Raw genomic sequence first — 22,396 nt, 5'->3', positions numbered from 1 at the left:
CGAAAGGCCGGCGTTTTGCGTTTCAGGATAGTTGCTGAGCCAGCAGTTCGATCTGCGACGGCGCAAAGACCGCGATGCCATTCTGCTTCAGGAGTGCTGCCATGACGCCATGGCCCGCGTGTTTTATCCCGGCAAAATTTCCGTCATAGATGGCGAGCGACCCGCAGGACGGACTACCATCGATCAGCATAGCTGATGCGCAGCCGTTCTCCTTCGCAAAAGCCAAGGCCTTGTTTGCACCGGCGACGAAGGCCGCGGTCACGTCACCGCCCGTCAATTCCAGCACGCGCGCACGTCCGGCCAGAACATCATCACCGTTCATGCCCTTTTCGATCTTGGCAGGCGGACGCGGGACGCCCATGCCGCCAGCCATTTCCGGACAAAAAGGAACAAGGCGCCCCTCCCCCTTCCACTGTTCAATAAGCGGATGGAACAGTGGTTTCCCCTGACCGTCGTAACGCACAGGCTGACCAAGCAGGCAGGCACTGATGAGAATTTTGCGGGTCATGATCACCGTTCAGACGCCAGAATGAAGCGGCTTGTTCATAACGAGGCGTCCGGTGTTGAACCCGATACGCACACTGTACCATGGAAGTCGCGCCTGGCGGAAGGCAGAGGCAAAAGACCCCGCCGCAGCGGGGTCTGAAAGTGGATCAACCGGAGATCTTGGAGAAATCGGCCACCGTGCCGGTGGCTTCCCGGATCGCCTTCAACAAGGCCAGACGATTGGCGCGGATGGCGGCATCCTCATCATTGACCAGCACCGCCTCGAAGAAGGCATCGACAGGGGCACGCAGCTTGGAGAGCGCCTCCATGGCGGAGCGGAAATCTTCCGTGGCGACCGCCGCTGCGGCGTCTGCCGTTGCCGTCTTGATTGCCGCGTAGAGCGCCTTTTCCGCATCCAGCTTCAGCAGGGCTTCCGCGACGCCATCGGCAACCACGGTACCCTTCTTCTCCTCGGCGGCGAGCAGCTGCGTGGCGCGCTTGGTGCCGGCCAGCAGGTTCTTGCCATCCTCCGAGGTGATGAAGGCGGTGAGCGCTTCCGCACGGCGCGCCACCAGCAGCAGGTCATCGGCTTCCGGTGTCAGCACGGCATCGATGATGTCGTGGCGCGCGCCCATATCGCGCAGATAGACTTTCAGGCGCTCGTGGAAGAAGGAGAGAAGGTCGGCATCCTTAAACACCGACAGCAACGGCAGCCGCACCTTCCGCTCCAGAATAATGCGCACGACACCCAAGGCAGCGCGGCGCAGGGCATACGGGTCCTTGGAGCCGGTCGGCTTTTCATCGATTGCCCAGAAGCCAACGAGCGTATCCAGCTTGTCAGCCAGCGCCACCGTGATGGCCACCTTATCCTCCGGCACGCGGTCGGACGGGCCCTGCGGCTTGTAATGGTCTTCGATCGCGGCGGCAACGGAAGCATCCTCGCCCTGCAGAACAGCATATTTGCGACCCATCAGGCCCTGCAGTTCCGGGAACTCGCCAACGGCTTCCGTGCGAAGATCGGCCTTGGCCAGCACAACGGCGCGATCGACGAGCTTCTCATCGGCACCGACGATCGGCGCGATCTGCTTTGCCAGTTCGCGAATACGCGAAACGCGCTCACCCTGCGTGCCGAGCTTGGCATGGAAGGTAACGTTCAGCGCATCGAGCTTGGCCATGCGCTGGTCGAGCGGCTTCTTGAGATCGAGGCCGAATTTGGCGGCAGACGCTTCCAGCGTTTCCAGATCCGGCAGGTTGCCCTGGTCGCGGGTCCAGAAATGCTTGGCATCCGACAGGCGCGCGCGCACGACCTTGCCATTGCCATGCATGATTTCCTTGCCGCCATCCTTGGCTTCAATGTTGGAAATCAGGATGAAGCGGTTCGACAGACCGTCCGTCACGCCTTGCGGGCGGGTGACGAAACACTTCTGGTTGGTCTTGATGGTGAGGCGGATGATTTCTGCCGGGATCTGCAGATAGTCTTCCTCAAAGGTGCCCATCAGCACATGCGGCCATTCCACCAGGCCGGAGACTTCCTCAAGCAGGCCCTCGTCTTCCACCAGCTCCAGGCCGCTCGCAAAGGCGATGTCGCGCGCATCATGCAGGATCACATCCTTGCGGCGATCGGCATCCAGCATGACCTTTGCCTTTTCGAGGCTCGACACATAGTCGTCGAAGCGGCGCACGGTGATGGCGTCAGGCGCATGAAAGCGATGGCCATAGGTGACGTTGGACGCCTTGATGCCATCCACCTCGAAGGGGATGACCTGCGTTTCCTCATGCTCGGGGCCGAACAGGCAGACGATGGATTGCAGCGGGCGCACCCAGCGCAGGCTTTCCGAACCCTTGCCCTCGATGCCGGCAAAGCTCAGGCCCTTCGGCATGGAAGCAGGACCGGAGCGCATGCTCTTCGGCCACGGGAAGGACCTGACAATGCCGGGCATGACATCGGCAATGATGTCTTCCGCCGCGCGGCCGGGCTTGGTGACCACGGCCACGTAGAAATCGCCCTTCTTCGGATCGGACACGACCTGCGCTTCGCCCACGGACGAAAGACCTGCCTTGCGCAAAAAGCCCTGGACGGCCTGTTCCGGCGCCTTGGTGGAGGGCCCCTTGATCTCTTCGCGCTGATCGGCGGAGCGCACGGTTAGCCCACGAATATCCAGCGTCAGGCGACGGGGCGTCCAGTATTCGCGCGCGCCCTCATAGGTCAAACCCGCTTCCACCAGTGCATCGGTCACGAGCTTCTTGAGATCGCCCGCAGCCTTGCGCTGCATGCGGGCAGGAATTTCCTCAGAGCGGAGTTCGAGCAGAAGATCGGGCATGGGATCCGGACTTGTTCAGTTTAACGTTGGCCCGGACTTAGCAAGGCGCTGCGCAAATGTCATCTGCCACGCGCGCAAAAAGAGGTGCGGTCGGCACGAGAGCACCGACTGCTATCCAGCACGTCTCATTGGCCGGCAATCATCGCCTGCTGCAGAAGATCGTTGCGGATCTTGTTCTTGTGATCAGCCACCATGCCTGGAATGAGGAAGGCATCCACCAGCACCCAGATACCGACGATGCCGAGAAGGACGAGACCCACGCCGACAACGCTCAAGGCAATACCGGCAATTGTCAAAAGCAGAATGGCAACAGCGGATCCCGTGCGGCCCAGATAGAAGCGATGGCCGCCGAAGTAGCCAACGAAGAACCACAGCAAATAGGCCGCGCCCACCGACTTGGCTTCATTGGTGACACGCTGCTCGATGAGTATTTGTTTTTCTGTTGAAACAGACACGAAGTTTATCCCCTGAAGATTTGCCCTTATGCTTCTTTAATGAAGCACAGGACCTCCAGCAATCAATAAAAACTATCGTAGCCTCACCATCCACCGCCGCCGCCTCCGCCACCCCCGCCACCGGAAGAGCCGCCCGAGAAGCCGGAGGAAGACGAGGATTGCGGCTGAGGAAGCGTGGAGGCAATCGTGGAGGCCATGGACGACGAGAACGAGCCGATGTTGTGGTAGTTGCCGCCGGAATACCAATAGGGGTCATAGGCCGCGGCACTGGCAACCGATGCCGCAAGCCAGGTCTCGAAAGCCTGGCTCCACGGCTTTTCCACGCCGAGCGCCACCGCATAGGGCAGCAGCGTTTCGAAATGCTGCGGCGACATGGCAGGCGCACCGGCCATATTCATCCGGTCCCGTTCCGCAACTGTCAGATAGAGGCGCAGGCCTTCCACGCCATCCATCAGGCGGCGACCAAGTGGTGTCGGCGCGCCCATCAGGAAGAAGAACAGGATGTTGGAAAGCACGATGCCGCCGGTCGCGACCAGCACAGGCCAATGAGCGTCATCAAGGCTTTCCAGAATGGTCACCAGCACCAGGCCGACGATAATCAAAGCGACGATACCGAACAGGCCCAGCACCACAACGGAGATAAGCTTGCGGAACAGGGATTGGCTGTAGCGCAGGTTCTTGCCGGCCTTGACGGCGATGCCACCCCAGATGCCACCGAAGAAGGCCGGCATCAGCAGAACAGGCAGCTGCTCGGGGCCAATCCCGCCTGCCAAGACGATGCCAATAATGCAGAGAAGGCTGATCAGGACGCCGACGACGACATAGGCAAGATTGGCGCGGTAATACTTGCCGCGATGTTCCGTCTCGATAGCATTGCGGAAGGCCTTGCCAAGCCCCTGCACTTCCGTGCCATTGGCCTTGTCGATGACGAAGACGCCGCCAGCCGCTTCCAGATTGCGCAGCATAACCGCCTCGCCTGAAGCAAGCGGGCCGGATACGGCCTTGTCGGTACGCCGGATGACGATGCGCTCCGACAAATCCTCAAGCCTCACAAAGCCCCTCACCGCCAGATCAATCATGGTTGCGGAAAAAGCAGTCCAGCCGCCACCGGAAAAGCCGCGGTTATCGACATAGTTGACCAGCGCTGGCGACAGGCCATCTGGCGCATCCCAGCGCGGCACGACCACGCCCTTCGGCGGATCGCGACCGACCCTCGCCCAGAACCAGAGATAATAGGCGATGACGACGACAAGGCCGATGCCGCTGACAATGAGGCCCAGATAATCGCGCAGGAACCAGGCGCGGCGGTCCGCATCGGACGGCGGGGCGATCGATCCCTTCGGCATGGCGACGGCGATCGTTAGCCCCTCGCCGGGTGCGAGAGGCCTTGTGGTGACAAAGCGCGGATTGGCGGGCGTGCCATTGGCGCGCGCATTCTTCGCCGTCGAGCCCATCGGGCCGGTGAAGAAGGTCGTATTGCTCGCTTGTACGCCATCCGGCAGGGAGATGGTGGTGGATGCTTCCTGGATGGCGAACTTCCAGCCATTGCCGGTGACGTTCCAGTAGAACTCATCATGATCAGGGAAATAACGGATCTGCCGGTCGGTGCGATAGGTCAGCGCATAGGCATGGCGACCGGGCCTCAGTTCCACATCCTGCGAGCCGAAATAGATGCGGATGCCGCCAGAGATGGTTTCCGTATGCCATTTTTCCGGCGCACCGTCGCGCTCGACCGAGAGCACGTCGAAACCCACCGTCTGGTGACGGCCCTTGTCATCCAGCATGGTCAGGGGAAAATCGCGAAAAATGCCGCGCCGGATATCCCGGCCTTCCGCATTGACCGTGATCAGTTCCGTCACGGTCACACCGCCATTACGGGCGATCTCGATTTCGGAACGGAAGGATTGGATATATTCGGTGGCGGAAGCCGGCCCCGAAAGAGCCAGCCCAAACAGCGCGAGAAGCGGCAGGATCAGCAGAAACCGAAATCGAACCGCTTGCTGCATATGGCCTGTCCTTATTGCTGATACGCAACCCCGAGCGAGCCCAGCGCATCCCAATAACCGGGATAGGTCTTGCCCACGCATTTCGGATCGAGAATGGTGATGCCGCCGATCTTGAGGCCCGCAAGGGCAAAGCTCATGGCGATGCGGTGATCGGCAAAGGTGTCGATCTCCGCCGGCAGCGTCTGGCCTGCAAGCGCAGGATCGGACGATACGATCAGGTCATCGCCCTCCTCTGTTGCCAGACCCTCGCGGATATTGTTGAGGCCGGTCGAGACAGCGCGGATGCGGTCGCATTCCTTGACCCGCAGGTTGGCAATGCCGACAAAGCGCACCGGCGTTTCGTTGAAGGCGGCGAGCACCGCAATGGTCGGGATCGCATCCTGCATCTGGCTGCCATCGATCACGGCGGGCATATGCGGGAAGGCAGCAATCACGTCATAGGCCTTGGCATCGGGCTGGGTGAAGTCCCTGGCCGGCGTGCCGATATCGATCTGGCCGCCGGTCAGCACTTCCGCACCCCACAAATAGGTGGCGGCGGAGGCATCCGGCTCGATGTGGAAATCGACAGCGGTATACCCCGTCGGTTCGACGCGCCAGGTGGCGTTATCCAGCTGTTCCACCTTGGCCCCGAAGGCACGCATGGCATCCAGCGTCAGGTCGACATAGCCGCGCGCACCGATTTCCGTGCCGGTCAGCGCGACAGTCACGGGTGCGTTCGCTCCCTGCGGTGCCAGCGGTGCGGCCATCAACAGCGCCGAGACATACTGGCTGGAGAGGCCCGCATCGATTTCGACGCGACCATAGGCGAAGTGGCCGTTACCCTTCACCGTGACGGGCGGGCAGCCGGTCGGCGCTTCGGCATCAATGCCGAGCGATTTGAGCGCTGCGACCAGCGGACCGATCGGGCGCTTGCGCATATGCTCGTCGCCATCGACCACGACAGTCCCATTCACGGAGGCAACAGCCGCCGTCAGGAAGCGGGTTGCCGTACCGGCATTGCCGAGGAAGAGCGGCTTTGAGGGCGCCTTCAGCTGGCCCGAACCAGTGACGACGAAGGTCGTCGCATCCGGCTCCTCGACGGTGACGCCCATGGCGCGCAGGGCTTCCGCCATATAGCGCGTGTCATCGCTTTTCAGCGCGCCGGTCAGGCGGCTTGTACCCTTGGCGAGACCCGCCAGAAGCAAAGCGCGGTTGGTGATGGATTTTGATCCGGGCGGGGCGACATGGCCGCTCAAGGGATGGCCGGGGGGCAGGATGGTCAGCTTTTCCATGGTCATGGGTATCTCAATCATGTCTCGTGAGGCGCTTCTCAAGCAAGCTTGCCTCCAACAATTCAAGCCCCCTCTGGCTGCCGCCATCTCCCCCACAAGGGGGGAGACCGCAAGACGAGAGCCGCAGCTTCTCGCCATCAGACACTTCGCCTCCCAAAGCCTGTGAGGTTTCGGATGTCGCGAGAGGTTGCCACGAACATGTCTCCCCCCTTGTGGGGGAGATGGCGGCAGCCAGAGGGGGTATTCTCTACCGTGTCATCTACACCGTCCGACTTTTCATTTCACCCTAGAACTTCACCGTGGGCACGGCGCGATCAGCTTCGTTGGTGATCTCGAAATAGGGCTTCTTCGAAAAGCCGAACTGGCCCGCCACCAGATTGGAAGGGAAGCTCTCGACACGGACGTTCAGATCGCGGGCTGCGCCGTTGTAATAGCGGCGAGACATCTGGATCTCGCCCTCGATCGTCTCCAGCGAGCGCTGCAGGTCGGCAAAATTCTGGTTGGCCTTTAGATCGGGATAGGCTTCGGCAATGGCCATGACGCGGCCAAGCGCCTGGCCCAGCAGACCTTCGGCGACGGCGCGGCCTTCCACATCGCCGCTGGGGACGGATTGCGCCTTGTTGCGCAGTGCCACGACCTCCTCAAGCACGGTCTTCTCGTGGGCGGCATAGCCCTTCACGGTTTCCAGCAGATTGGGGATCAGGTCGGCACGCCGCTTCAGCTGCACGTCGATGCCGGACCAGGCTTCCTCGGCCATCTGCCGGGCACGCACAAGGCCGTTATAGACCATGATGAGATAGAGGACCGCCAGTACAACAATGCCAAGAAAAATATACATAGATGCCCCCGCGTTGATCCCAGAGCGACACTAACCATTTATTCCTTTGCTGTCAGGTGCTTCCGGCAGAAAAGACGGGCTTGCGGATTACCATCGGCTTTCAACGATATCTCAAATGCAAAGGGGCCAATTCAGAAGCCGCTTAAATAATTGGGCTTATAGTTGTTCTCCTGTCGTTCAACGTGGAGACGTGGCGATGCCCAAGATGACCTGGTCCACACTGCCCGCCTGGGCGCTTCTGGCCTGCAGGGATATCTTGCGGGCCGGCACATCCGATCACCGTCTGCACGAAACGCTGAATGATGCTCTGGGCATCATCACTGCCATTCCCGAACTGGGCCTCGGGTCAAACGCGGCGGTTTATGTCGCCGATTGCAGTTCCGACGGGCACAAGCTTTTCCACCATCGGCAGTGCGAAGATGTAACCATGCCCCGGATTATCGATCCCGATGACGTTGCGGGAAGTTTTCCCGAAGGCTGGGGTCGCTCCAGCCTCTACCCCATCCCGCTCTGTGTCGATGAGAACCAGCCTGTCATAGGCGCGGTGCTGTTGTTCGGCAGAACCGCGAAACGGCTAAGCGCCGAAAAGCTTTCGATTCTCCGCATCATCTGCCAGGAGCTGGGCCGCATCATCGTCAACCGGATCGGCCAGGGCGGCAGCCTGATGAATATCGTTGAGCTTTCCACAGACGAGATCTACATTTTCAATCCGCGCAGCCTTGCTATCACCCGGGCCAACACGACAGCGAGCATTCGCACCGGCCACACTGCGGCGGCGCTCACGGCCATGACGACTGCCTCCCTGAAGGTGGACATGAGCGAAGTGGAATACCGCAAGCGGCTGGAGCCCCTCATCATCGGTCGATGCACCAATATCAGTTTCGATTGCTACCAGAGACGGCGCAACGGCACCGTCTATCCCGTCAAGGTACATGTCTGGCGCATCCGGGAACAGGAGACGGATCTGTTTGCGGAAGTTGCCGTTGCCGCTGCCGACCAGCGAAAAGCCTTTGGCCTGCTGGAACAGGTCTTCGACGCCATTCCCGGCGGCATCGGTGTGTTCGACAACCGGTCGCGTCTGGTGATGGCCAACCGGCGGCTCTACGACCTGATGAGCATACCGCCGGAACAGTTTCCGCCCGGTTCGCGCTTCGAGGACATCCTTCGCTACAATGCTGAGCGAGGCGAATGGGGTGAAGGCGATTACGAGGCCATGATCCACGAACGTCTGGAGCAGGCCGAGCTGGGGCTTCCCTACAGTTTCGAACGCGAAAAGGCGAGCGGACGATCGCTTCTCGTGCGTTCCGAGCCGCTGTCACAGGGCGGCTATGTGCTCAGCTATACAGATATTACGCTGCGCAAGCGGGCCGAACGCGACCTGATCCGTGACCGCGATGAGCTGGAGGAAACGGTTCGACAGCGCACGGCGGAAATCGAAGCCCAGGCCGCAGCGCTTGAGGAAGCGTTGACGCAGGAGAAGAACATCAACGCAATGCAGCGCCAGTTCGTGGCGATGACCAGCCACGAATTTCGCACGCCGCTTGCGATCATCGATGGTGCCGCGCAAAGACTGATCCGCAAACGTGGGGGAATCGAGCCCGAATTCCTGGTGGAGAAAACCCATCAGATCCGCGCCGCCGTCGCCCGCATGGTGGAGTTGATGGAGAGCTTCCTGTCTGCCGGGCGCATCGACACCGGCAAGGTGGAGCTGGTGCTCTCGGCCTGCTCGCTGCGCAAACTGATCGATCAGGCCATCACGCGCCAGAAGATCTTCTCGCAGGGCCACCGCTTCGAGTGCGACGTTCTCGATCTGCCGCCGGTGGTCCGGTGCGATGCGCTGGCCATGTCGCAGGTCATCACCAACCTCCTGTCAAACGCGGTCAAGTACGCGCCGCGTGCGCCTGACATCCTGATCCGTGGTTGGGAGGAAGATGGATTTGCCGTCATCTCCGTACGGGACGAAGGGGTTGGCATCGATGCCGAGGACATCCCGAAGATGTTCCAGACCTATTTCCGCGCGAGAACATCGACGGGAATTGCCGGTACCGGCATTGGCCTATCGCTGGTGAAACAGGTTGTGACCCTGCATGGCGGCGACATCAAGGTGGAGAGCCAGCGCGGTCAGGGCAGCACCTTTACTTTCCGCTTGCCGATCCGTGGCCCTTCGAAGGAGCCCGCCGGTATGGTCAGCGTTTCGGAGGAGGCATCGGCCGCCTGATCCAGAAGCTCAGGCAGGTCATCACAGGAGGAATGGATATGATCACCGTTCTATGCGTCGAAGACGAAAGAGACGTCCGTGAATTGATCGTGGAGGAATTGCAGGATGCCGGCCTGAACGTGATCGAGGCCGAAAACGGCAAGGAGGGGCTGGACATGATCCTGAGTCGGCGCCCGGACATCGTGATATCCGATATCACCATGCCTGAAATGGACGGCATCGCCATGCTGGGCGAACTTCAGATCAACCACCCGCAACTTGCCAACATGCCCTTCGTGTTCCTGACCGCCCTTTCCGACAAGGAGAAAGTGATCGAGGGCCTGAGCGCAGGTGCCGAAAGCTATCTGACCAAGCCGGTGGATTTCGACGTGCTGATGGCGAAGATCAACGGCCTGGTCGGGCGGATCGAAAACCGCGTGCTGGCAGGCCTGGAGTTCTGACCGATAGCATCAGGTTAAACTAGCGATCGTGACGATCTCGGGCTATTCCTCCTCGTCGGCCACGGAGGAATGCGATGTCTGATCTGCTTGAAGCGCTGCGGTCGCCGGACCCGATCATCGATCGAAGGTTTGAGGCCGAGGATCTGGTGGATGCGCATATCTCGACCGCCGAGTTTCGACGGTGCCGCTTTTCGAACTGCGTGTTCGAGGAAGCCAAGTTTCGCAGTGTCAAATTCGTGGGCTGCGTCTTCGACCATTGCCGTTTCAAGGAAGCGGCCTTTGAAGATTGCATCTTCTGTGAGGGTGAGACCGCTTGCGAATGGCGCTACTGCGACCTGTCAAAAGCCGAATTTCACCGCTGCAATCTCTCGCTCAACAAGACCATCGGCTGCGACGCTTATCTTCTTGTGCTGAAGGATTGCGCGGCACCGGGCATCCGGCTTGATCTCAATTGCCAAAAAAAGGTTCGAACACAGGTGATCGGCGGCGGTGTCAATTTCACCAAGTGCAAGCTGCAATATGCCCACTTCGCAGCTTCCGATTATCGGGAGAGCCGGTTGGAGAGCTGTGACCTGAGGGATGTGACGTTGTCCGGCTGCGATCTTAGCCATTCCAGCCTGCGCGGATCGAGCCTCAACAATTGCGACCTGACAGGCGCGATCCTCGATCATGCGGATCTGTCGCATGCCACCTTCGATCAACTGGACCTGCAGGCCTTGCAGTCGTTCCACGCAGCTATCGTGACGCGTGACCAGCATGAGGCGCTGGTCACGTCGCTCGGTTTCATGACGGCCGATTGATCAGGCCGCCGCAATATCCATGTTGGCGCCGCCGGCATCGGTCAGCAGGAAGGCTTCGCCACAGGCCTTGGCGAGCGTGCGCACGCGCAGGATATAGCTCTGGCGTTCCGTCACCGAGATCACGCCGCGCGCATCGAGAAGGTTGAAGACGTGCGATGCCTTGATGCACTGGTCATAGGCGGGGAACACACACTTATGAAGGCGCTGGTTGGAGTTATCGCCCGGCGCGCCAGCAGCCAGAAGCGCCTGGCACTCCTTTTCCGCATCAATGAAGTGACGATGCAGCATTTCGGTATTGGCAAACTCGAAGTTATGGCGGGAATATTCCTGCTCTGCCTGCAGGAAGACATCGCCGTAGGAAATCTTCTCTTCGCCGTCGCGGCCGTTGAAGTTCAGGTCATAGACATTGTCTACGCCCTGCACATACATGGCGAGGCGCTCGAGACCATAGGTAAGTTCGCCTGCAACCGGCGAGCATTCGATACCGCAGACCTGCTGGAAATAGGTGAACTGCGACACTTCCATGCCGTCGCACCAGCATTCCCAGCCCAGGCCCCAGGCGCCGAGCGTTGGGCTTTCCCAGTCGTCTTCCACGAAGCGCACGTCATGCAGCAGCGGATCAAGGCCGATCGCCTTCAGCGAGCCGAGATAGAGCTCCTGAAGGTTGGACGGATTCGGCTTCAGGATGACCTGATACTGATAATAATGCTGCAGGCGGTTCGGGTTTTCGCCGTAACGACCATCGGAAGGACGGCGCGAGGGCTGCACGTAAGCGGCCTTCCACGGCTTGGGGCCGAGCGCACGCAGCGTCGTTGCCGGGTGAAACGTACCGGCGCCCACTTCCATGTCGTAAGGCTGCAGCACGGCGCAACCCTTGTCGGCCCAGTAATTGTGCAGCGTCAGGATCAGCGCTTGGAAGGAGCGCTTCGGGTCCATATGCGGGGCAAGGGTCTCAGTCATGGTAACCTGCAGTCTGCGAAGATCGTTTGACGCGCTGACTGCCACGCATCCAACAGCCGGTCAAGCATTCTCGCAAGACCAGCAGTGTTGGGCATCGATCAGCGGAACAGCTGGAGAATGGTATCCGCACCGGAATTGGCGATCGAAAGAGCCTGAATGGAAAGCTGCTGCTGGGTTTGCTGTGCTTTCAGGCGCGTCGAGGCCTCGTTCATATCGGTATCGACCAGTGTGCCGATGCCCTTCTCCAGCGTGTCCATCAGCGTATCGGTAAACTTGGTCTGCGCTGTCAGCTGCGCCTGCAACGCGCCCAGACGTGCGGCTGCATCAGTGACTGATTTCATCATCACATCCACCTGCGACAGATAATCGCCTAGATTGGCGGAGGATGCCGTCACATCGATATCCTTGATGCCGATGGTGGGGTGTGTCACCGGGTCAGCCGGCGGAGGCGGCGGCACTGCTTCCTTGATCTTCACATTGGAGATACTGGCACCGGACGCCAGAGTGGAAATGGAAAAGACGTCGCCGACCCGTCTGACGAAGGTGCTGGAGGCGGCAAGATCGGAAGAGGAAATGCCCGCCCGTTGCACCGCCTTGTTGAACACAGCCGCCATATCGTTGGCATCAACAATCGTGCCCTTATTGCCGGAACCGACGGCACTGTTGACCGCGGCACGGTTAATCGTAACCGTGCGGCTGGTGCCGCCCTTGTTGAAGCTGAAGGAGATCACGTCGCCTTCATCCACGTTAAAGGCGGAGACGGGCACGCCGGATGCTGGCGCCTGGGGCGCACCGGTCAGGAGACCGTCGAGCGTGCCTGAAAAACTCATTGTGCTGTAGGATGCGGGATCGGTCGGAATTTCCGTTTCCAGAAGGCCGTTGCCCTGCGTGTTGAACAGCGCGGTCTTCCACAGATCGACGGTCGTCGTCTGCAGGCTAATGCCGCCATCCGCATCACGCGTGAACCCGGAAACGAGGTTTGTAGCGACAGTGGCACCAATCGAGGCATCGATCGATAGCCAGTTCTGGCCATTGAAGCTTGCGGATTTTGAAATCGTCGTCAGCTGGTCCTGAAGTTTGTTGATTTCCTTCTGCACCTTGCCCTTGTCAACACCGGGCTGCGATGCGGCAACAACCTTGGCCTTGATCTGATCCAGAACACCAATCGTTGAATTCATCGCCGTATAGGCGACATCGACCATGGCGGCACTCAGGTTCAGCGTATCGCTAACAGCGCTCAGCGCCTTGTTATCGGAGCGCATGGTGGTGGCAATAGACCAGTAGGCAGCATTATCACGCGCGGAAGCCACACGCTGACCGCCGGAAATCTGCGTCTGCGTGGTCGCCATGGCGCTATTAATGTCCCTCAGCGTGGCAAGAGCTGCAATCGCTGCGGTATTCGTGAGAATGGACACCATCGAAAAGCACTTATAAGCCTGCCTCTGCCGCCCGCATGCCGATGCGAACAACCATCAATGGCAGAATATGTTTCAATCCGTTAAGGAATCGTCGCCCGGCGCCTTGCAAGAACTATAGTTTACACAATCGAAACGTCTCAAATTTGAGCATCAATTATAATTCTTCATCCCGCTTCAACCGGTATTCTCCAGTTACAGGATCTTTTACCAGCGTCCCCATGGCACCCGTCCGCTGCTCGCGTTCCTTTTGACGCGCACGCTGGGTAACCTTCTGGGCTTCATTCTGGAATTTCTTGAACAGATACCAGCCGCCGCCGATCAGAAGAGCAAGAAAGATAAGTTGCGGCATGGCCGATCCTGTTTGCCTGTTTCAATCGCGGGGACGCGCGCGTCACAATCCGTAACGGCTCCACAATGCCCGCTCTTCCACCGCAGCCGCAAGACCGGACGCGGCAGATGCTGCAATTTCCCCGCCGGCAAAGCCCTGAAAAACACCCGGCACACGGCGTCCGAACAGGGTACGCGCGCCGCCGATCAACTGCAACTTGGTATCGGCGCCGAACCGGCGCTTCAGGACTTCACGCATCTCCCCGACCCCATCGACCAGGCCGAGGTCCACGCCGCGCAAACCGGTCCAGAACAGACCGGAGAAGATGGTCGCGTCATCGGCCAGACGCTCGCCACGCCGCAACTTGACCATATCGATGAAGACCTTGTGGATCTCCAACTGCAGCGTCTTCAGATATTCGACGTCGCTTTCCTTCTCCGGCTGGAAAGGATCGAGGATGACCTTGTTCTCGCCAGCCGTATAGACGCGCCGTTCCACACCGACCTTCTTGAGGAGTTCGGGAAAGCCGAACCCGCCCGAGACGACGCCGATGGAGCCGACGATGGAGGTGGGATCGACAAAGATCTCGTCACCCGCCAGCGCAATCATGTAGCCGCCGGAAGCTGCCACATCTTCCACGAAAATGAGTACGCGCTTGCCCTTCTCTTCAGAAAGCGCCCGGATGCGCTGGAAAATCAGCCGCGACTGCACGGGCGAACCGCCGGGCGAATTGATGGAAATGGCAACGACCGGCGCATCCTTCATGGCAAAGGCACGCTCCAAGGCGGGCGCAACAGCGGCCAGGTTCAGCGTTGGACGGAACTGGCTACCACCGGTCATGATGGCACCATGCAGGCGAACGACGGGAATGACAGTGCCTTCCTTGCGGAACCGTTTTGGAATCAACCGCTTCAATAGGCCTGCCATGTCATCTCCTGTCTATAAGCTGCAATCTTGGGAGATGTATGCAGCCGAGCGCGGTACGCAATGGCTTGAGCGGAAAATCCTATCTTTCTAAGGCAAGCATCCCTCAATTTTCGGTGCATTCGCGCTTGCCAGATCGAATAATCGCTCTATGCTATTGCGAATTAGTTGCAATAAGGCCCGATATGGGAGCGCGGAATGGCAACACCTTTTGCCGAGGAGCATGCAATGGACGGATGGCGGCAGGCACGCGGTGAACCCGCGCTGTCAGAAGTTCATGGCTCGATCGCACCGCGTCGCAGTGGGCCGCTCTGGCGCCGCGCACTCTCCTTCATGGGCCCCGGCTATCTCGTGGCGGTCGGCTATATGGATCCGGGCAACTGGGCAACCTCGCTCGCCGGCGGCTCACAGTTCGGTTACACGCTGCTGGTGGTGATCCTCACCTCCAGCCTGATGGCCATGCTGCTGCAGGCGCTTGCAGCGCGGCTTGCCATTGCGAGCGGCCGCGATCTCGCACAGGCCTGCCGCGACACCTATTCCAGGCCTGCCACCATCGCACTGTGGATCCTCGCGGAAATCGCCATCGTCGCGACCGATATTGCCGAGGTGATCGGGACAGCCATCGGCATCCAGCTGCTGTTCGGCATTCCGCTCGAAATCGGCGTGTTGATCACCGCAGCCGATGTGTTCATCGTTCTCATGTTGCAGAAGCTCGGCTTCCGCTGGATCGAGGCCTTTATCATCACGCTGACGGCTGTGATCGGCACCTGCTTTGCTGTTCAGCTGGCGCTTGCCTCACCGGATTGGAGCGCCGTCGGCGTGGGCTTCCTGCCCTCCTCCGCCGTCCTCTCCAACCCGACCATGCTCTACATCGCGATCGGCATCATCGGCGCGACCGTGATGCCGCATAATCTCTATCTGCATTCCGGCATCGTGCAGACCCGTCAGATCGCAAAGGAGATGCCCGGCAAGCGCGAGGCCCTGCGGTTTGCGACGATCGATTCCACCGTGGCGCTGATTTTCGCACTGATGGTGAACGCCTCGATCCTCATTTTGGCGGCGGCAGTGTTCAACGCCAATGGCCGCACGGATGTCGCCGAACTGGGCGATGCCCACGCTCTGCTGGCACCGCTCCTCGGCAGCACGCTGGCGCCGGTTCTCTTTGGCATCGCGCTTCTGTGCAGCGGCCTCAACTCCACCACAACAGCGACGCTCGCCGGCCAGATCGTGATGGAAGGGTTCGTGCGGCTGAAGGTAAAGCCGTGGGTGCGCCGCCTCATCACCCGGGCGCTCGCCATCATTCCCGCAGCACTCGTAACCCTCTGGTATGGCGAAAAGGGCACGGCAGAGCTGCTGATCCTCAGCCAGGTGGTGCTGAGTCTGCAGCTTCCTTTCGCAATCTTTCCGCTGGTGCTGTTCACCGCCAGCCGCCGCAAGATGGGCGAGCTTGTTTCACCCCGCTGGGTTTCGGCTCTGGCCATCATAATTGCGCTGATCATTTCCGCGCTGAATGTGAAGCTCGTCATCGACGTCCTCAGCGGCGCCGTCGGCTAATCGCGCTCATTTACGCGCATAAGCGGCGCGACCGTTATTGAGGTCATCCACGAAGGGTGTGAAGGCATGGCCTTCTGCCGCATGCATGAAGAGCGGCGACCTGAACGCAAGCCGCGCCTTCGACCCCTTGATGGCTGTCACCAGGATACGGATCGCATCTTCACCTGGACGCGGATGGATGGCAGTGATTTCAAGCCCGCCGAAACGGCGACCGCAGGCCGCGATGATCTCCGCGACCGATTCAGGCCGGGCAATCAACGACAACTGCCCGCCGGGAATCATGATCGCACCGGCGGTCCGGATCCAGCCTTCGAACAGGCCTTCCGTCATGGCATGCGCTTCCGCCTTGACCGGATCGGGCGTGATGCGATCGCGCCCGTCGTTGAATGGTGGGTTCATGATGACGTGGTGGAAATGATCGTCGGGAAGTCCTGCTTCCACCCGCGCCTTGCCCCGCAGTGTCACATCCGCTTCGACCACGCCGACCCTTGATCGGAGGTGAGCGTTTTCGGCAAGCTCCAGCGTCTTGCGCGCATAATCCGCCATCAGGGCCAAACGCTCCACCAGCAGAACCTCCGCTTGCGGCAGACGCGCGGCCACGGCAAGCCCTGCCGCGCCAGCGCCAGCCCCTAGATCCGCAACCCGGACAGGACGCTCATCCGCCACCAGCGAGGCGAGCAGCATGGCATCCATGCCGGCACGATGGCCGCCGCCCTTGGGCTGCAGCAGATAGAAGCCACCGCGATGAAAGGCATCGATCGTGTCAGCCACGCGGCTCCTCCCGCAACTCGTCGCCGAGACCTGCATCCGTCAGAAGGCGCCGGGCCTCGGTGATACGTTCGCTCTCTGCCAGCAGGCGCCGCGGCAGGAGCCCCAGCGAACCTTCCAGAATGCTCATGGCCTGATCGGCGACGATGCAATGGATGCCCGCATCCTTCAGCAGGCTCTCTGCGAAGGAGAGGACCACTGCATTATTTGTCCGAATCAATTCTTCCATGGGTGAAACCATCTCAAATCTAGGTCATGTGTCTATTTGGCGCTTGCCGTAACATGGCGGTCTTTCTATTGTCCGCGCCAAGTTTTGAATAGGAGGCCGGGCTGTTGGGCGTCGTGATTCCGCTCGAAGAGGGCAAAAATAAGCAGGGTTCGATCAAGCCATTGGTCGACCTTACCAAAGGCGACATGGATCGCGTCAACCAGTTGATCCTGTCCAAGGCCGGCTCCGACGTGCAGATGATCCCGGAAGTGGCAAACCACCTGATCTCGTCCGGTGGCAAGCGGTTGCGTCCGATGCTGACGCTGGCTGCCGCGCAGATGTTCGGCTACCAGGGCGAAGGCCATATCAAGCTCGCCACCAGTGTCGAGTTCATGCATACCGCCACGCTTCTGCATGATGATGTGGTGGATGAGAGCGACCTGCGCCGCGGCAAGTCCACCGCCCGCATGATCTGGGGCAACCAGGCCAGCGTTCTCGTCGGTGACTTCCTGCTCGGCCAGGCCTTCAAGATGATGGTGGAAGTCGGCTCGCTCGATGCGTTGGACGTTCTCGCGAGCGCTGCGGCCGTGATTGCCGAAGGCGAAGTGCTGCAGCTTTCGGTTGCCAAGAACATGGAGACGACTGAGGACGATTACCTCTCCGTCATCCGCGCCAAGACGGCCGCCCTGTTTGCCGCCGCTGCCGAAGTCGGCCCCATCATTGCCAATACGGAAAAGGCTGGCCGCAACGCGCTGAAATCCTACGGCATGAATCTCGGCCTCGCCTTCCAGCTGGTCGATGATGCGCTCGATTACGGCGGCAAGGCTGCCGAGCTTGGCAAGAATGTCGGCGACGATTTCCGTGAGGGCAAGATCACGCTTCCGGTCATTCTCTCCTACCGCCGCGGCACGGAGGAGGAGCGCTCCTTCTGGAAACGCGCGATCGAAGGCGGCGACAGCAGTGATGCGAACCTGGAGCAGGCACTCGCCCTGATTGCCAAGTACAACGGCCTGGGCGACACGATCGCACGCGCCAAGCACTATGGCATGATCGCGCGCGATGCGCTGGCACCGCTTCCGGCATCGGCCCACAAGGCCGCTCTCATGGAAGTGATCGACTTCTGCATCGAACGCGTCAGCTGAGCGTTTGGGCGGGCTTGAACCCGCCCCGACATCAGGCCAGATTCTTGCGGTCCTGCTCCAAAAAAGCCATTCTATGGTGAATCATCGGCGCAGGATTCGCGGCAGCCATCCCGCTGCCTAAAGCTTTTCATGAAAGGCATGTTCATGCGGCAGAAATTTGCCCTCCGTCTGCTCTCCAGCGCGGCCTTCGGTGCCACGCTCCTGATGGCGCTTTCCGCGCCACAGCTGGTTGCGGCCGAAGAGGTGCAAGAGGCCAAACCCGCGACCGAAACGGTGACATTCGCGGCAGACCGCGTCAACACCTTCTCCGGCGCATTCCTGGCTGCGCGCACGGCAGACGTCGATCACGACTATCCCACCGCCATTGCGCTCTACCAGAAGGCGTTGCAATTCGAGCCCGCCAATCTGGAAATCCGCGAACGGCTAATGATCTCGCTTCTGATGAACGGCCAGTTCGATGAGAGCCTGAAGCAGGCAGATGCGCTGAAGGAAGACACCGCCGTCGAGCGCGTGACCACGGTCATTCGCGGTCTCGAAGCCATTCGATCCGGCAACTATACCGATGCGGAAAAGATCCTTGTCTACAAGGGCAACAACGACCTCGACCGGCTGACCCATTCGCTGATGATCGGATGGGCACGCGTCGGTGCCGGCAAGGGCAAGGATGCGGTCAATTACATCAAGAGCCTGAAGGGCCCCGGCTGGTTCAAGGTCTTTACCGAATACCACATGGGCGCCATGGCGATCGTGGCGGGCGATGTTTCAAGCGCGCGCAGCCATCTCAGCGCCGCCATCACCAACCAGGAAGGCGTTGCAACCACACCCGATACCTTCATGCGCGCCGTGATGGCGCTTGCCCGGTTGGAAGCGGCCCAGGGCAACAAGCAGAAGGCGCTGGATGCCATTGCCGTTGGCGACAAGCTGGTGGCCAATTATGCACCTCTCAAGGCGCTGCGCGAAAGCATCGAGAAGGGCGAAAAGCCCGAGCAGCAGGTGAAGAATGCAACGGAGGGCGCATCCGCCGTACTCTTCTCCATCGGCAGCGCGCTGAACCGCCAGGGTGCCGAGGAAATGGTGGCGCTCTACCTCAATATTGCCCATGCGCTTGACCCCGACAGCGCCGATACGCTGCTGCTGCTGGGTGGCATTGCCGAGAAGATGGAGCAGCCGAAGCTTGCCATCGATCTCTACAAGAAGATCCCTGACAATTCCCCGCTGCGGCGCATTTCGGAACTGCAGCTCGGCCTGACTCTGGCTCAGACGGGTGACATTCCCGCCGCCCGCGAGCACCTGAAGAAGCTGATCGAATCCGATCCGACTGATATCCGCAGCTATGTGGCCTATGGCAGCGTTCTCTCCGACGCCAAGGATTATCAGGCCATGGCCGAGAATTACGACAAGGCGATCGACGTGATCGGCCCCGTGCCGCTGCCCGGCAACTGGTCCGTCTTCTTCCAGCGCGGTATTGCCTATGAGCGGCTGAAGCAGTGGGACAAGGCGGAGCCGAACTTCCGCAAGGCGCTGGAACTGAACCCCGAGCAGCCGCAGGTGCTGAACTATCTCGGTTATTCCTGGGTGGACATGAACCGCAACCTCGATGAGGGGCTGAACATGATCCGCAAGGCTGTCGAACTACGACCGGATGATGGCTATATCGTCGATTCGCTCGGCTGGGCCTATTACAGGCTGGGCCGCTATGACGACGCGGTGAACGAGCTGGAACGCGCCGTGCAGCTGCGCGCGGGCGATGCGACCATCAATGACCATCTGGGCGATGCCTATTGGCGCGTCGGCCGCCGTCTGGAAGCGAACTATCAGTGGCAGCGCGCGCTGACCATGAAGCCGGAACTGACGGAAATTCCGAAGATCGAACAGAAGATCCGTGACGGCTTAGCCGAAGCCGCGCCGCCTGCCGGTCAGACGGCAATGGCAACGCCTGCCCAGACAGCACCCGCCGTGACGCAGACGGATGCCAAGCCAGAGACCAAATCCGACGCCTCACCGGAAGCGCCGAAGGATGCGACCTATACGGTGAAGAATGGCGATACGCTGCGCAAGATTGCCACTGAGGCATTGGGCGACGGCGATCGTTCGAAGGATCTGATCGACATCAATCCGGAACTGAAGCGCAATCCGCACCGGCTCTATCCCGGCCAGATCCTGAAGCTGCCGCCCAAGAACTGAGGCAATGGCTGAGATCACCGAGACGGCGCGAGCGAAGATCAATCTCGCGCTGCATGTGACCGGACGGCGAGACGATGGCTACCACCTGCTGGATAGCCTCGTGACCTTTGCCAGCCATGGCGACCTGCTGACCTTTGAACCGGCGGATGAGGACGACTTCACCCTCACTGGTCCCTATGGCGCCCTGCTCTCGGCAGATACCGACAATCTGGTGCTGAAGGCGCGCAATCGCCTAAGGCAGGCGGTCGAGGCGTCCGGCCAATCTGCGCCTGCCGTTTCCATCGAACTCACGAAAAACCTGCCGATTGCCTCCGGTATTGGTGGTGGCTCCGCCGATGCGGCCGCGACGCTCCGCGGGCTGATGCGGCTGTGGCAGGTCATGCTTCCTGATCCCGTGCTTCAGGAGATCGCGCTTTCGCTGGGCGCCGATGTGCCCATGTGCCTTGCGAGCCGACCCTTGATTGCCAAGGGAATCGGTGAACACCTGCAATCGGTCGCCCTTCCATCGCTCTTTCTGGTGCTGGCCAATCCGCTTGTTGCCGTATCAACACCGGAGGTGTTTCGCAGGCTGGAGAAGCGCGACAATCCGCCCATGGATCTGGATGCCACAGCCACCCTCCCCTGGACGGAACGGATTGCGCGGTTGCGCAATGATCTCGAGCCCCCTGCCCGCGCCCTCACGCCAGCGATTGCCGAGACGCTACAGGCGCTTGAACAAACGGGTGCGACACTCACCCGCATGTCCGGTTCCGGCGCAACATGCTTCGGTCTCTATGTCGATAGAAATGCGGCAGCGGAGGCCGCAAAGATTCTATCCGAACGAAAGCCAGGCTGGTACGTTCAGGCCACACAAGCACTGGCGGGAGGAAGCGCATGAGCCGCATTGATGAAAGCCGTCCGTTCATTTCGGTTGGCATTGCCGTGCTGACGGTTTCCGATACCCGGACGCTGGACACCGACAAATCTGGTGACACGCTGGTGCAGCGCATCGCGGAAGCAGGGCACAAGCTCGTGGCGCGGGCCGTCGTGGCTGACGACAAAGAGCAGATCCTGTCTCAGGTTCGCAACTGGACGCTTGCCGAGGACATCGACGTGGTGATCACCACAGGCGGTACGGGCTTTACCGGTCGCGATGTGACACCGGAAGCATTGGAACCGCTGTTTGAAAAGCGCATGGACGGCTTTTCGGAAGTCTTCCACCGCATCTCCTACGACAAGATCGGCACCTCGACGATCCAGTCGCGCGCCACGGGCGGCGTGGCCAACGCCACCTTCATCTTCGTGTTGCCCGGCTCACCCGGCGCCTGCAAGGACGCTTGGGACGGCATTTTGAAGGTGCAGCTGGATTACCGCCACATGCCTTGCAATTTCGTAGAGATCATGCCCCGGCTGGACGAACACCTGAAACGCGGCGGCAAGGGTTGAGCACTCAGCGTGCCGCCCAGGCGGGTACGATTTCGCTGATCAACTGAAACGCCTTCTGGCCACGCGCGAGATCACCAAGCTGCATGCCGGCTTTCGAGAGCGTCATTGCCTGCGTCTTCTGGACTATGAAGCCAAGTTCCAGCGGCGGCATGGAGCGACCAATGCGACGGTAAAATGGGCGCTTATGATTGCGCGACGGAGAGAAGCGCGCCGGCGTCCTGTTCATGGCAATATGTTCTGCCACCTCATCGATCCAGCCGATCTGCGGGCGAGCCCCCACCTCGATCAGCATGACCCATTCGCCGCGCGAAGCCCCCAGCACGTCGCTGAGGCTCCAATCCTGATAGAAGCGGCAACCAGCGGCATCCGCCACCCGCGAAGAGGCGTCATTGGAACCGTGATCCAGAACAGCGACATCGCTGACAAGCCCTTCCACCGCACCCGAAACGAGCACGGAGAGGGTCTGGGCCAGTTCCGATTCCTGGTCGCGGCATTCCATCAGCACAGTCAGCATGATCGAGCTTTATCGCATTGCGAAAGCAAAAGCCACAAAGCTGTCACGGCAGGGTAAATCGATTTTGTTCTTGCATTGTTCTCATTTGTGATCTAGGAATTTAGTCATGGTTGGCGGTGCCGCTGACCTTGAGGAG

The 22,396-nt window shown here is 60.3% G+C and carries 20 protein-coding genes and 1 pseudogene; 8 read left to right on the top strand and 13 right to left on the bottom strand.

Annotation, left to right across the window (positions count from 1 at the left end; all coding sequences use genetic code 11):
- Positions 1–22: 22 nt before the first annotated feature.
- From Q2T52_RS03875 to Q2T52_RS03850, 6 genes are all read right to left on the bottom strand, one after another.
- Positions 23–508, bottom strand: coding sequence for a 2-thiouracil desulfurase family protein (locus Q2T52_RS03875; RefSeq protein ID WP_302075347.1), 486 nt, complete (start codon positions 506–508; stop codon positions 23–25).
- 145 nt (positions 509–653) lie between these two features.
- Positions 654–2,807, bottom strand: a complete 2,154-nt coding sequence (glyS, locus tag Q2T52_RS03870; protein WP_302075346.1) for a glycine--tRNA ligase subunit beta — start codon at positions 2,805–2,807, stop codon at positions 654–656.
- Between the two features lie 125 nt (positions 2,808–2,932).
- A complete protein-coding gene (locus tag Q2T52_RS03865; protein WP_302075345.1) occupies positions 2,933–3,262 on the bottom strand; it encodes a TM2 domain-containing protein in 330 nt (109 codons plus the stop codon).
- Between the two features lie 83 nt (positions 3,263–3,345).
- A complete protein-coding gene (locus tag Q2T52_RS03860; protein ID WP_302075344.1) occupies positions 3,346–5,268 on the bottom strand; it encodes a DUF2207 domain-containing protein in 1,923 nt (640 codons plus the stop codon).
- 11 nt (positions 5,269–5,279) lie between these two features.
- The gene (aroA, locus tag Q2T52_RS03855) at positions 5,280–6,539 is read right to left on the bottom strand and encodes a 3-phosphoshikimate 1-carboxyvinyltransferase (RefSeq protein WP_302076026.1); all 1,260 of its coding nucleotides are present in this window, start codon (positions 6,537–6,539) and stop codon (positions 5,280–5,282) included.
- A gap of 286 nt (positions 6,540–6,825) precedes the next feature.
- On the bottom strand, positions 6,826–7,377 hold the full coding sequence (locus tag Q2T52_RS03850; RefSeq protein ID WP_302075343.1) for a LemA family protein: 552 nt from the start codon (positions 7,375–7,377) through the stop codon (positions 6,826–6,828).
- Between the two features lie 196 nt (positions 7,378–7,573).
- Between Q2T52_RS03850 and Q2T52_RS03845 the strand changes: the two genes are divergently transcribed.
- From Q2T52_RS03845 to Q2T52_RS03835, 3 genes are all read left to right on the top strand, one after another.
- The gene (locus Q2T52_RS03845; protein WP_302075342.1) at positions 7,574–9,595 is read left to right on the top strand and encodes a sensor histidine kinase; all 2,022 of its coding nucleotides are present in this window, start codon (positions 7,574–7,576) and stop codon (positions 9,593–9,595) included.
- Positions 9,596–9,633: 38 nt separating this feature from the next.
- On the top strand, positions 9,634–10,035 hold the full coding sequence (locus Q2T52_RS03840) for a response regulator (protein ID WP_302075341.1): 402 nt from the start codon (positions 9,634–9,636) through the stop codon (positions 10,033–10,035).
- A gap of 74 nt (positions 10,036–10,109) precedes the next feature.
- On the top strand, positions 10,110–10,835 hold the full coding sequence (locus Q2T52_RS03835) for a pentapeptide repeat-containing protein (RefSeq protein WP_302075340.1): 726 nt from the start codon (positions 10,110–10,112) through the stop codon (positions 10,833–10,835).
- Here Q2T52_RS03835 and Q2T52_RS03830 read toward each other — a convergent pair whose 3' ends face one another.
- The 4 genes from Q2T52_RS03830 to Q2T52_RS03815 form a co-directional block, all read right to left on the bottom strand.
- On the bottom strand, positions 10,836–11,771 hold the full coding sequence (locus Q2T52_RS03830; protein WP_302076025.1) for a glycine--tRNA ligase subunit alpha: 936 nt from the start codon (positions 11,769–11,771) through the stop codon (positions 10,836–10,838). It lies immediately after the preceding gene.
- Positions 11,772–11,893: 122 nt separating this feature from the next.
- Entirely contained in the window at positions 11,894–13,213 is a 1,320-nt protein-coding gene (locus Q2T52_RS03825; RefSeq protein WP_302075339.1) for a flagellin N-terminal helical domain-containing protein, read from the bottom strand.
- Positions 13,214–13,367: 154 nt separating this feature from the next.
- On the bottom strand, positions 13,368–13,562 hold the full coding sequence (locus Q2T52_RS03820; RefSeq protein ID WP_302075338.1) for a hypothetical protein: 195 nt from the start codon (positions 13,560–13,562) through the stop codon (positions 13,368–13,370).
- 42 nt (positions 13,563–13,604) lie between these two features.
- Positions 13,605–14,468, bottom strand: coding sequence for a S49 family peptidase (locus tag Q2T52_RS03815; RefSeq protein WP_302075337.1), 864 nt, complete (start codon positions 14,466–14,468; stop codon positions 13,605–13,607).
- A 195-nt stretch (positions 14,469–14,663) separates the two neighbouring features.
- Here Q2T52_RS03815 and Q2T52_RS03810 point away from each other — a divergent pair, with 195 nt between their 5' ends.
- On the top strand, positions 14,664–16,019 hold the full coding sequence (locus Q2T52_RS03810) for an Nramp family divalent metal transporter (RefSeq protein ID WP_302075336.1): 1,356 nt from the start codon (positions 14,664–14,666) through the stop codon (positions 16,017–16,019).
- 6 nt (positions 16,020–16,025) lie between these two features.
- Here the strand turns inward: Q2T52_RS03810 and Q2T52_RS03805 are convergent, their stop codons facing one another.
- Entirely contained in the window at positions 16,026–16,826 is an 801-nt protein-coding gene (locus tag Q2T52_RS03805) for a tRNA1(Val) (adenine(37)-N6)-methyltransferase (protein ID WP_302075335.1), read from the bottom strand.
- Positions 16,783–17,016, bottom strand: a complete 234-nt coding sequence (locus Q2T52_RS03800; RefSeq protein ID WP_302075334.1) for a putative signal transducing protein — start codon at positions 17,014–17,016, stop codon at positions 16,783–16,785. The genes Q2T52_RS03805 and Q2T52_RS03800 overlap by 44 nt, the downstream gene beginning before the upstream one ends.
- A 104-nt stretch (positions 17,017–17,120) precedes the next feature.
- Here Q2T52_RS03800 and Q2T52_RS03795 point away from each other — a divergent pair, with 104 nt between their 5' ends.
- The 4 genes and pseudogenes from Q2T52_RS03795 (at position 17,121) to moaB (ending at position 21,746) form a co-directional block, all read left to right on the top strand.
- A complete protein-coding gene (locus Q2T52_RS03795; RefSeq protein WP_302075333.1) occupies positions 17,121–18,137 on the top strand; it encodes a polyprenyl synthetase family protein in 1,017 nt (338 codons plus the stop codon).
- Positions 18,138–18,281: 144 nt separating this feature from the next.
- Positions 18,282–20,129, top strand: a pseudogene (locus Q2T52_RS03790) (tetratricopeptide repeat protein); the annotation flags it as partial.
- Positions 20,130–20,325: 196 nt separating this feature from the next.
- Complete coding sequence (locus Q2T52_RS03785) at positions 20,326–21,198, top strand: 4-(cytidine 5'-diphospho)-2-C-methyl-D-erythritol kinase (protein ID WP_302075331.1); 873 nt, start codon at positions 20,326–20,328, stop codon at positions 21,196–21,198.
- Complete coding sequence (gene moaB, locus Q2T52_RS03780) at positions 21,195–21,746, top strand: molybdenum cofactor biosynthesis protein B (protein ID WP_302075330.1); 552 nt, start codon at positions 21,195–21,197, stop codon at positions 21,744–21,746. The genes Q2T52_RS03785 and moaB overlap by 4 nt, the downstream gene beginning before the upstream one ends.
- Positions 21,747–21,750: 4 nt before the next feature.
- Here moaB and Q2T52_RS03775 read toward each other — a convergent pair whose 3' ends face one another.
- Positions 21,751–22,260, bottom strand: a complete 510-nt coding sequence (locus tag Q2T52_RS03775) for a glycosyl transferase (RefSeq protein ID WP_302075329.1) — start codon at positions 22,258–22,260, stop codon at positions 21,751–21,753.
- Between the last annotated feature and the right edge of the window lie 136 nt (positions 22,261–22,396).

This window comes from Rhizobium oryzicola, from assembly GCF_030504645.1.
GTDB lineage: Bacteria > Pseudomonadota > Alphaproteobacteria > Rhizobiales > Rhizobiaceae > Neorhizobium > Neorhizobium oryzicola.
The sequence above is the reverse complement of the archived record's forward strand: the minus strand, read 5'-3'. Positions and strand labels throughout refer to the sequence as shown.

Coding starts and splice junctions, on each gene's coding strand:
- moaB (WP_302075330.1), top strand. CDS start 21,195: ATGAGCCGCATTGATGAAAGCCGTCCGTTCATTTCGGTTGGCATTGCC.
- Q2T52_RS03830 (WP_302076025.1), bottom strand. CDS start 11,771: ATGGACCCGAAGCGCTCCTTCCAAGCGCTGATCCTGACGCTGCACAAT.
- Q2T52_RS03850 (WP_302075343.1), bottom strand. CDS start 7,377: ATGTATATTTTTCTTGGCATTGTTGTACTGGCGGTCCTCTATCTCATC.
- Q2T52_RS03800 (WP_302075334.1), bottom strand. CDS start 17,016: ATGGAAGAATTGATTCGGACAAATAATGCAGTGGTCCTCTCCTTCGCA.
- Q2T52_RS03820 (WP_302075338.1), bottom strand. CDS start 13,562: ATGCCGCAACTTATCTTTCTTGCTCTTCTGATCGGCGGCGGCTGGTAT.
- Q2T52_RS03805 (WP_302075335.1), bottom strand. CDS start 16,826: ATGCAGGTCTCGGCGACGAGTTGCGGGAGGAGCCGCGTGGCTGACACG.
- Q2T52_RS03810 (WP_302075336.1), top strand. CDS start 14,664: ATGGCAACACCTTTTGCCGAGGAGCATGCAATGGACGGATGGCGGCAG.
- Q2T52_RS03845 (WP_302075342.1), top strand. CDS start 7,574: ATGCCCAAGATGACCTGGTCCACACTGCCCGCCTGGGCGCTTCTGGCC.
- Q2T52_RS03785 (WP_302075331.1), top strand. CDS start 20,326: ATGGCTGAGATCACCGAGACGGCGCGAGCGAAGATCAATCTCGCGCTG.
- Q2T52_RS03775 (WP_302075329.1), bottom strand. CDS start 22,260: ATGCTGACTGTGCTGATGGAATGCCGCGACCAGGAATCGGAACTGGCC.
- aroA (WP_302076026.1), bottom strand. CDS start 6,539: ATGGAAAAGCTGACCATCCTGCCCCCCGGCCATCCCTTGAGCGGCCAT.
- glyS (WP_302075346.1), bottom strand. CDS start 2,807: ATGCCCGATCTTCTGCTCGAACTCCGCTCTGAGGAAATTCCTGCCCGC.
- Q2T52_RS03835 (WP_302075340.1), top strand. CDS start 10,110: ATGTCTGATCTGCTTGAAGCGCTGCGGTCGCCGGACCCGATCATCGAT.
- Q2T52_RS03860 (WP_302075344.1), bottom strand. CDS start 5,268: ATGCAGCAAGCGGTTCGATTTCGGTTTCTGCTGATCCTGCCGCTTCTC.
- Q2T52_RS03875 (WP_302075347.1), bottom strand. CDS start 508: ATGACCCGCAAAATTCTCATCAGTGCCTGCCTGCTTGGTCAGCCTGTG.
- Q2T52_RS03825 (WP_302075339.1), bottom strand. CDS start 13,213: ATGGTGTCCATTCTCACGAATACCGCAGCGATTGCAGCTCTTGCCACG.
- Q2T52_RS03815 (WP_302075337.1), bottom strand. CDS start 14,468: ATGGCAGGCCTATTGAAGCGGTTGATTCCAAAACGGTTCCGCAAGGAA.
- Q2T52_RS03840 (WP_302075341.1), top strand. CDS start 9,634: ATGATCACCGTTCTATGCGTCGAAGACGAAAGAGACGTCCGTGAATTG.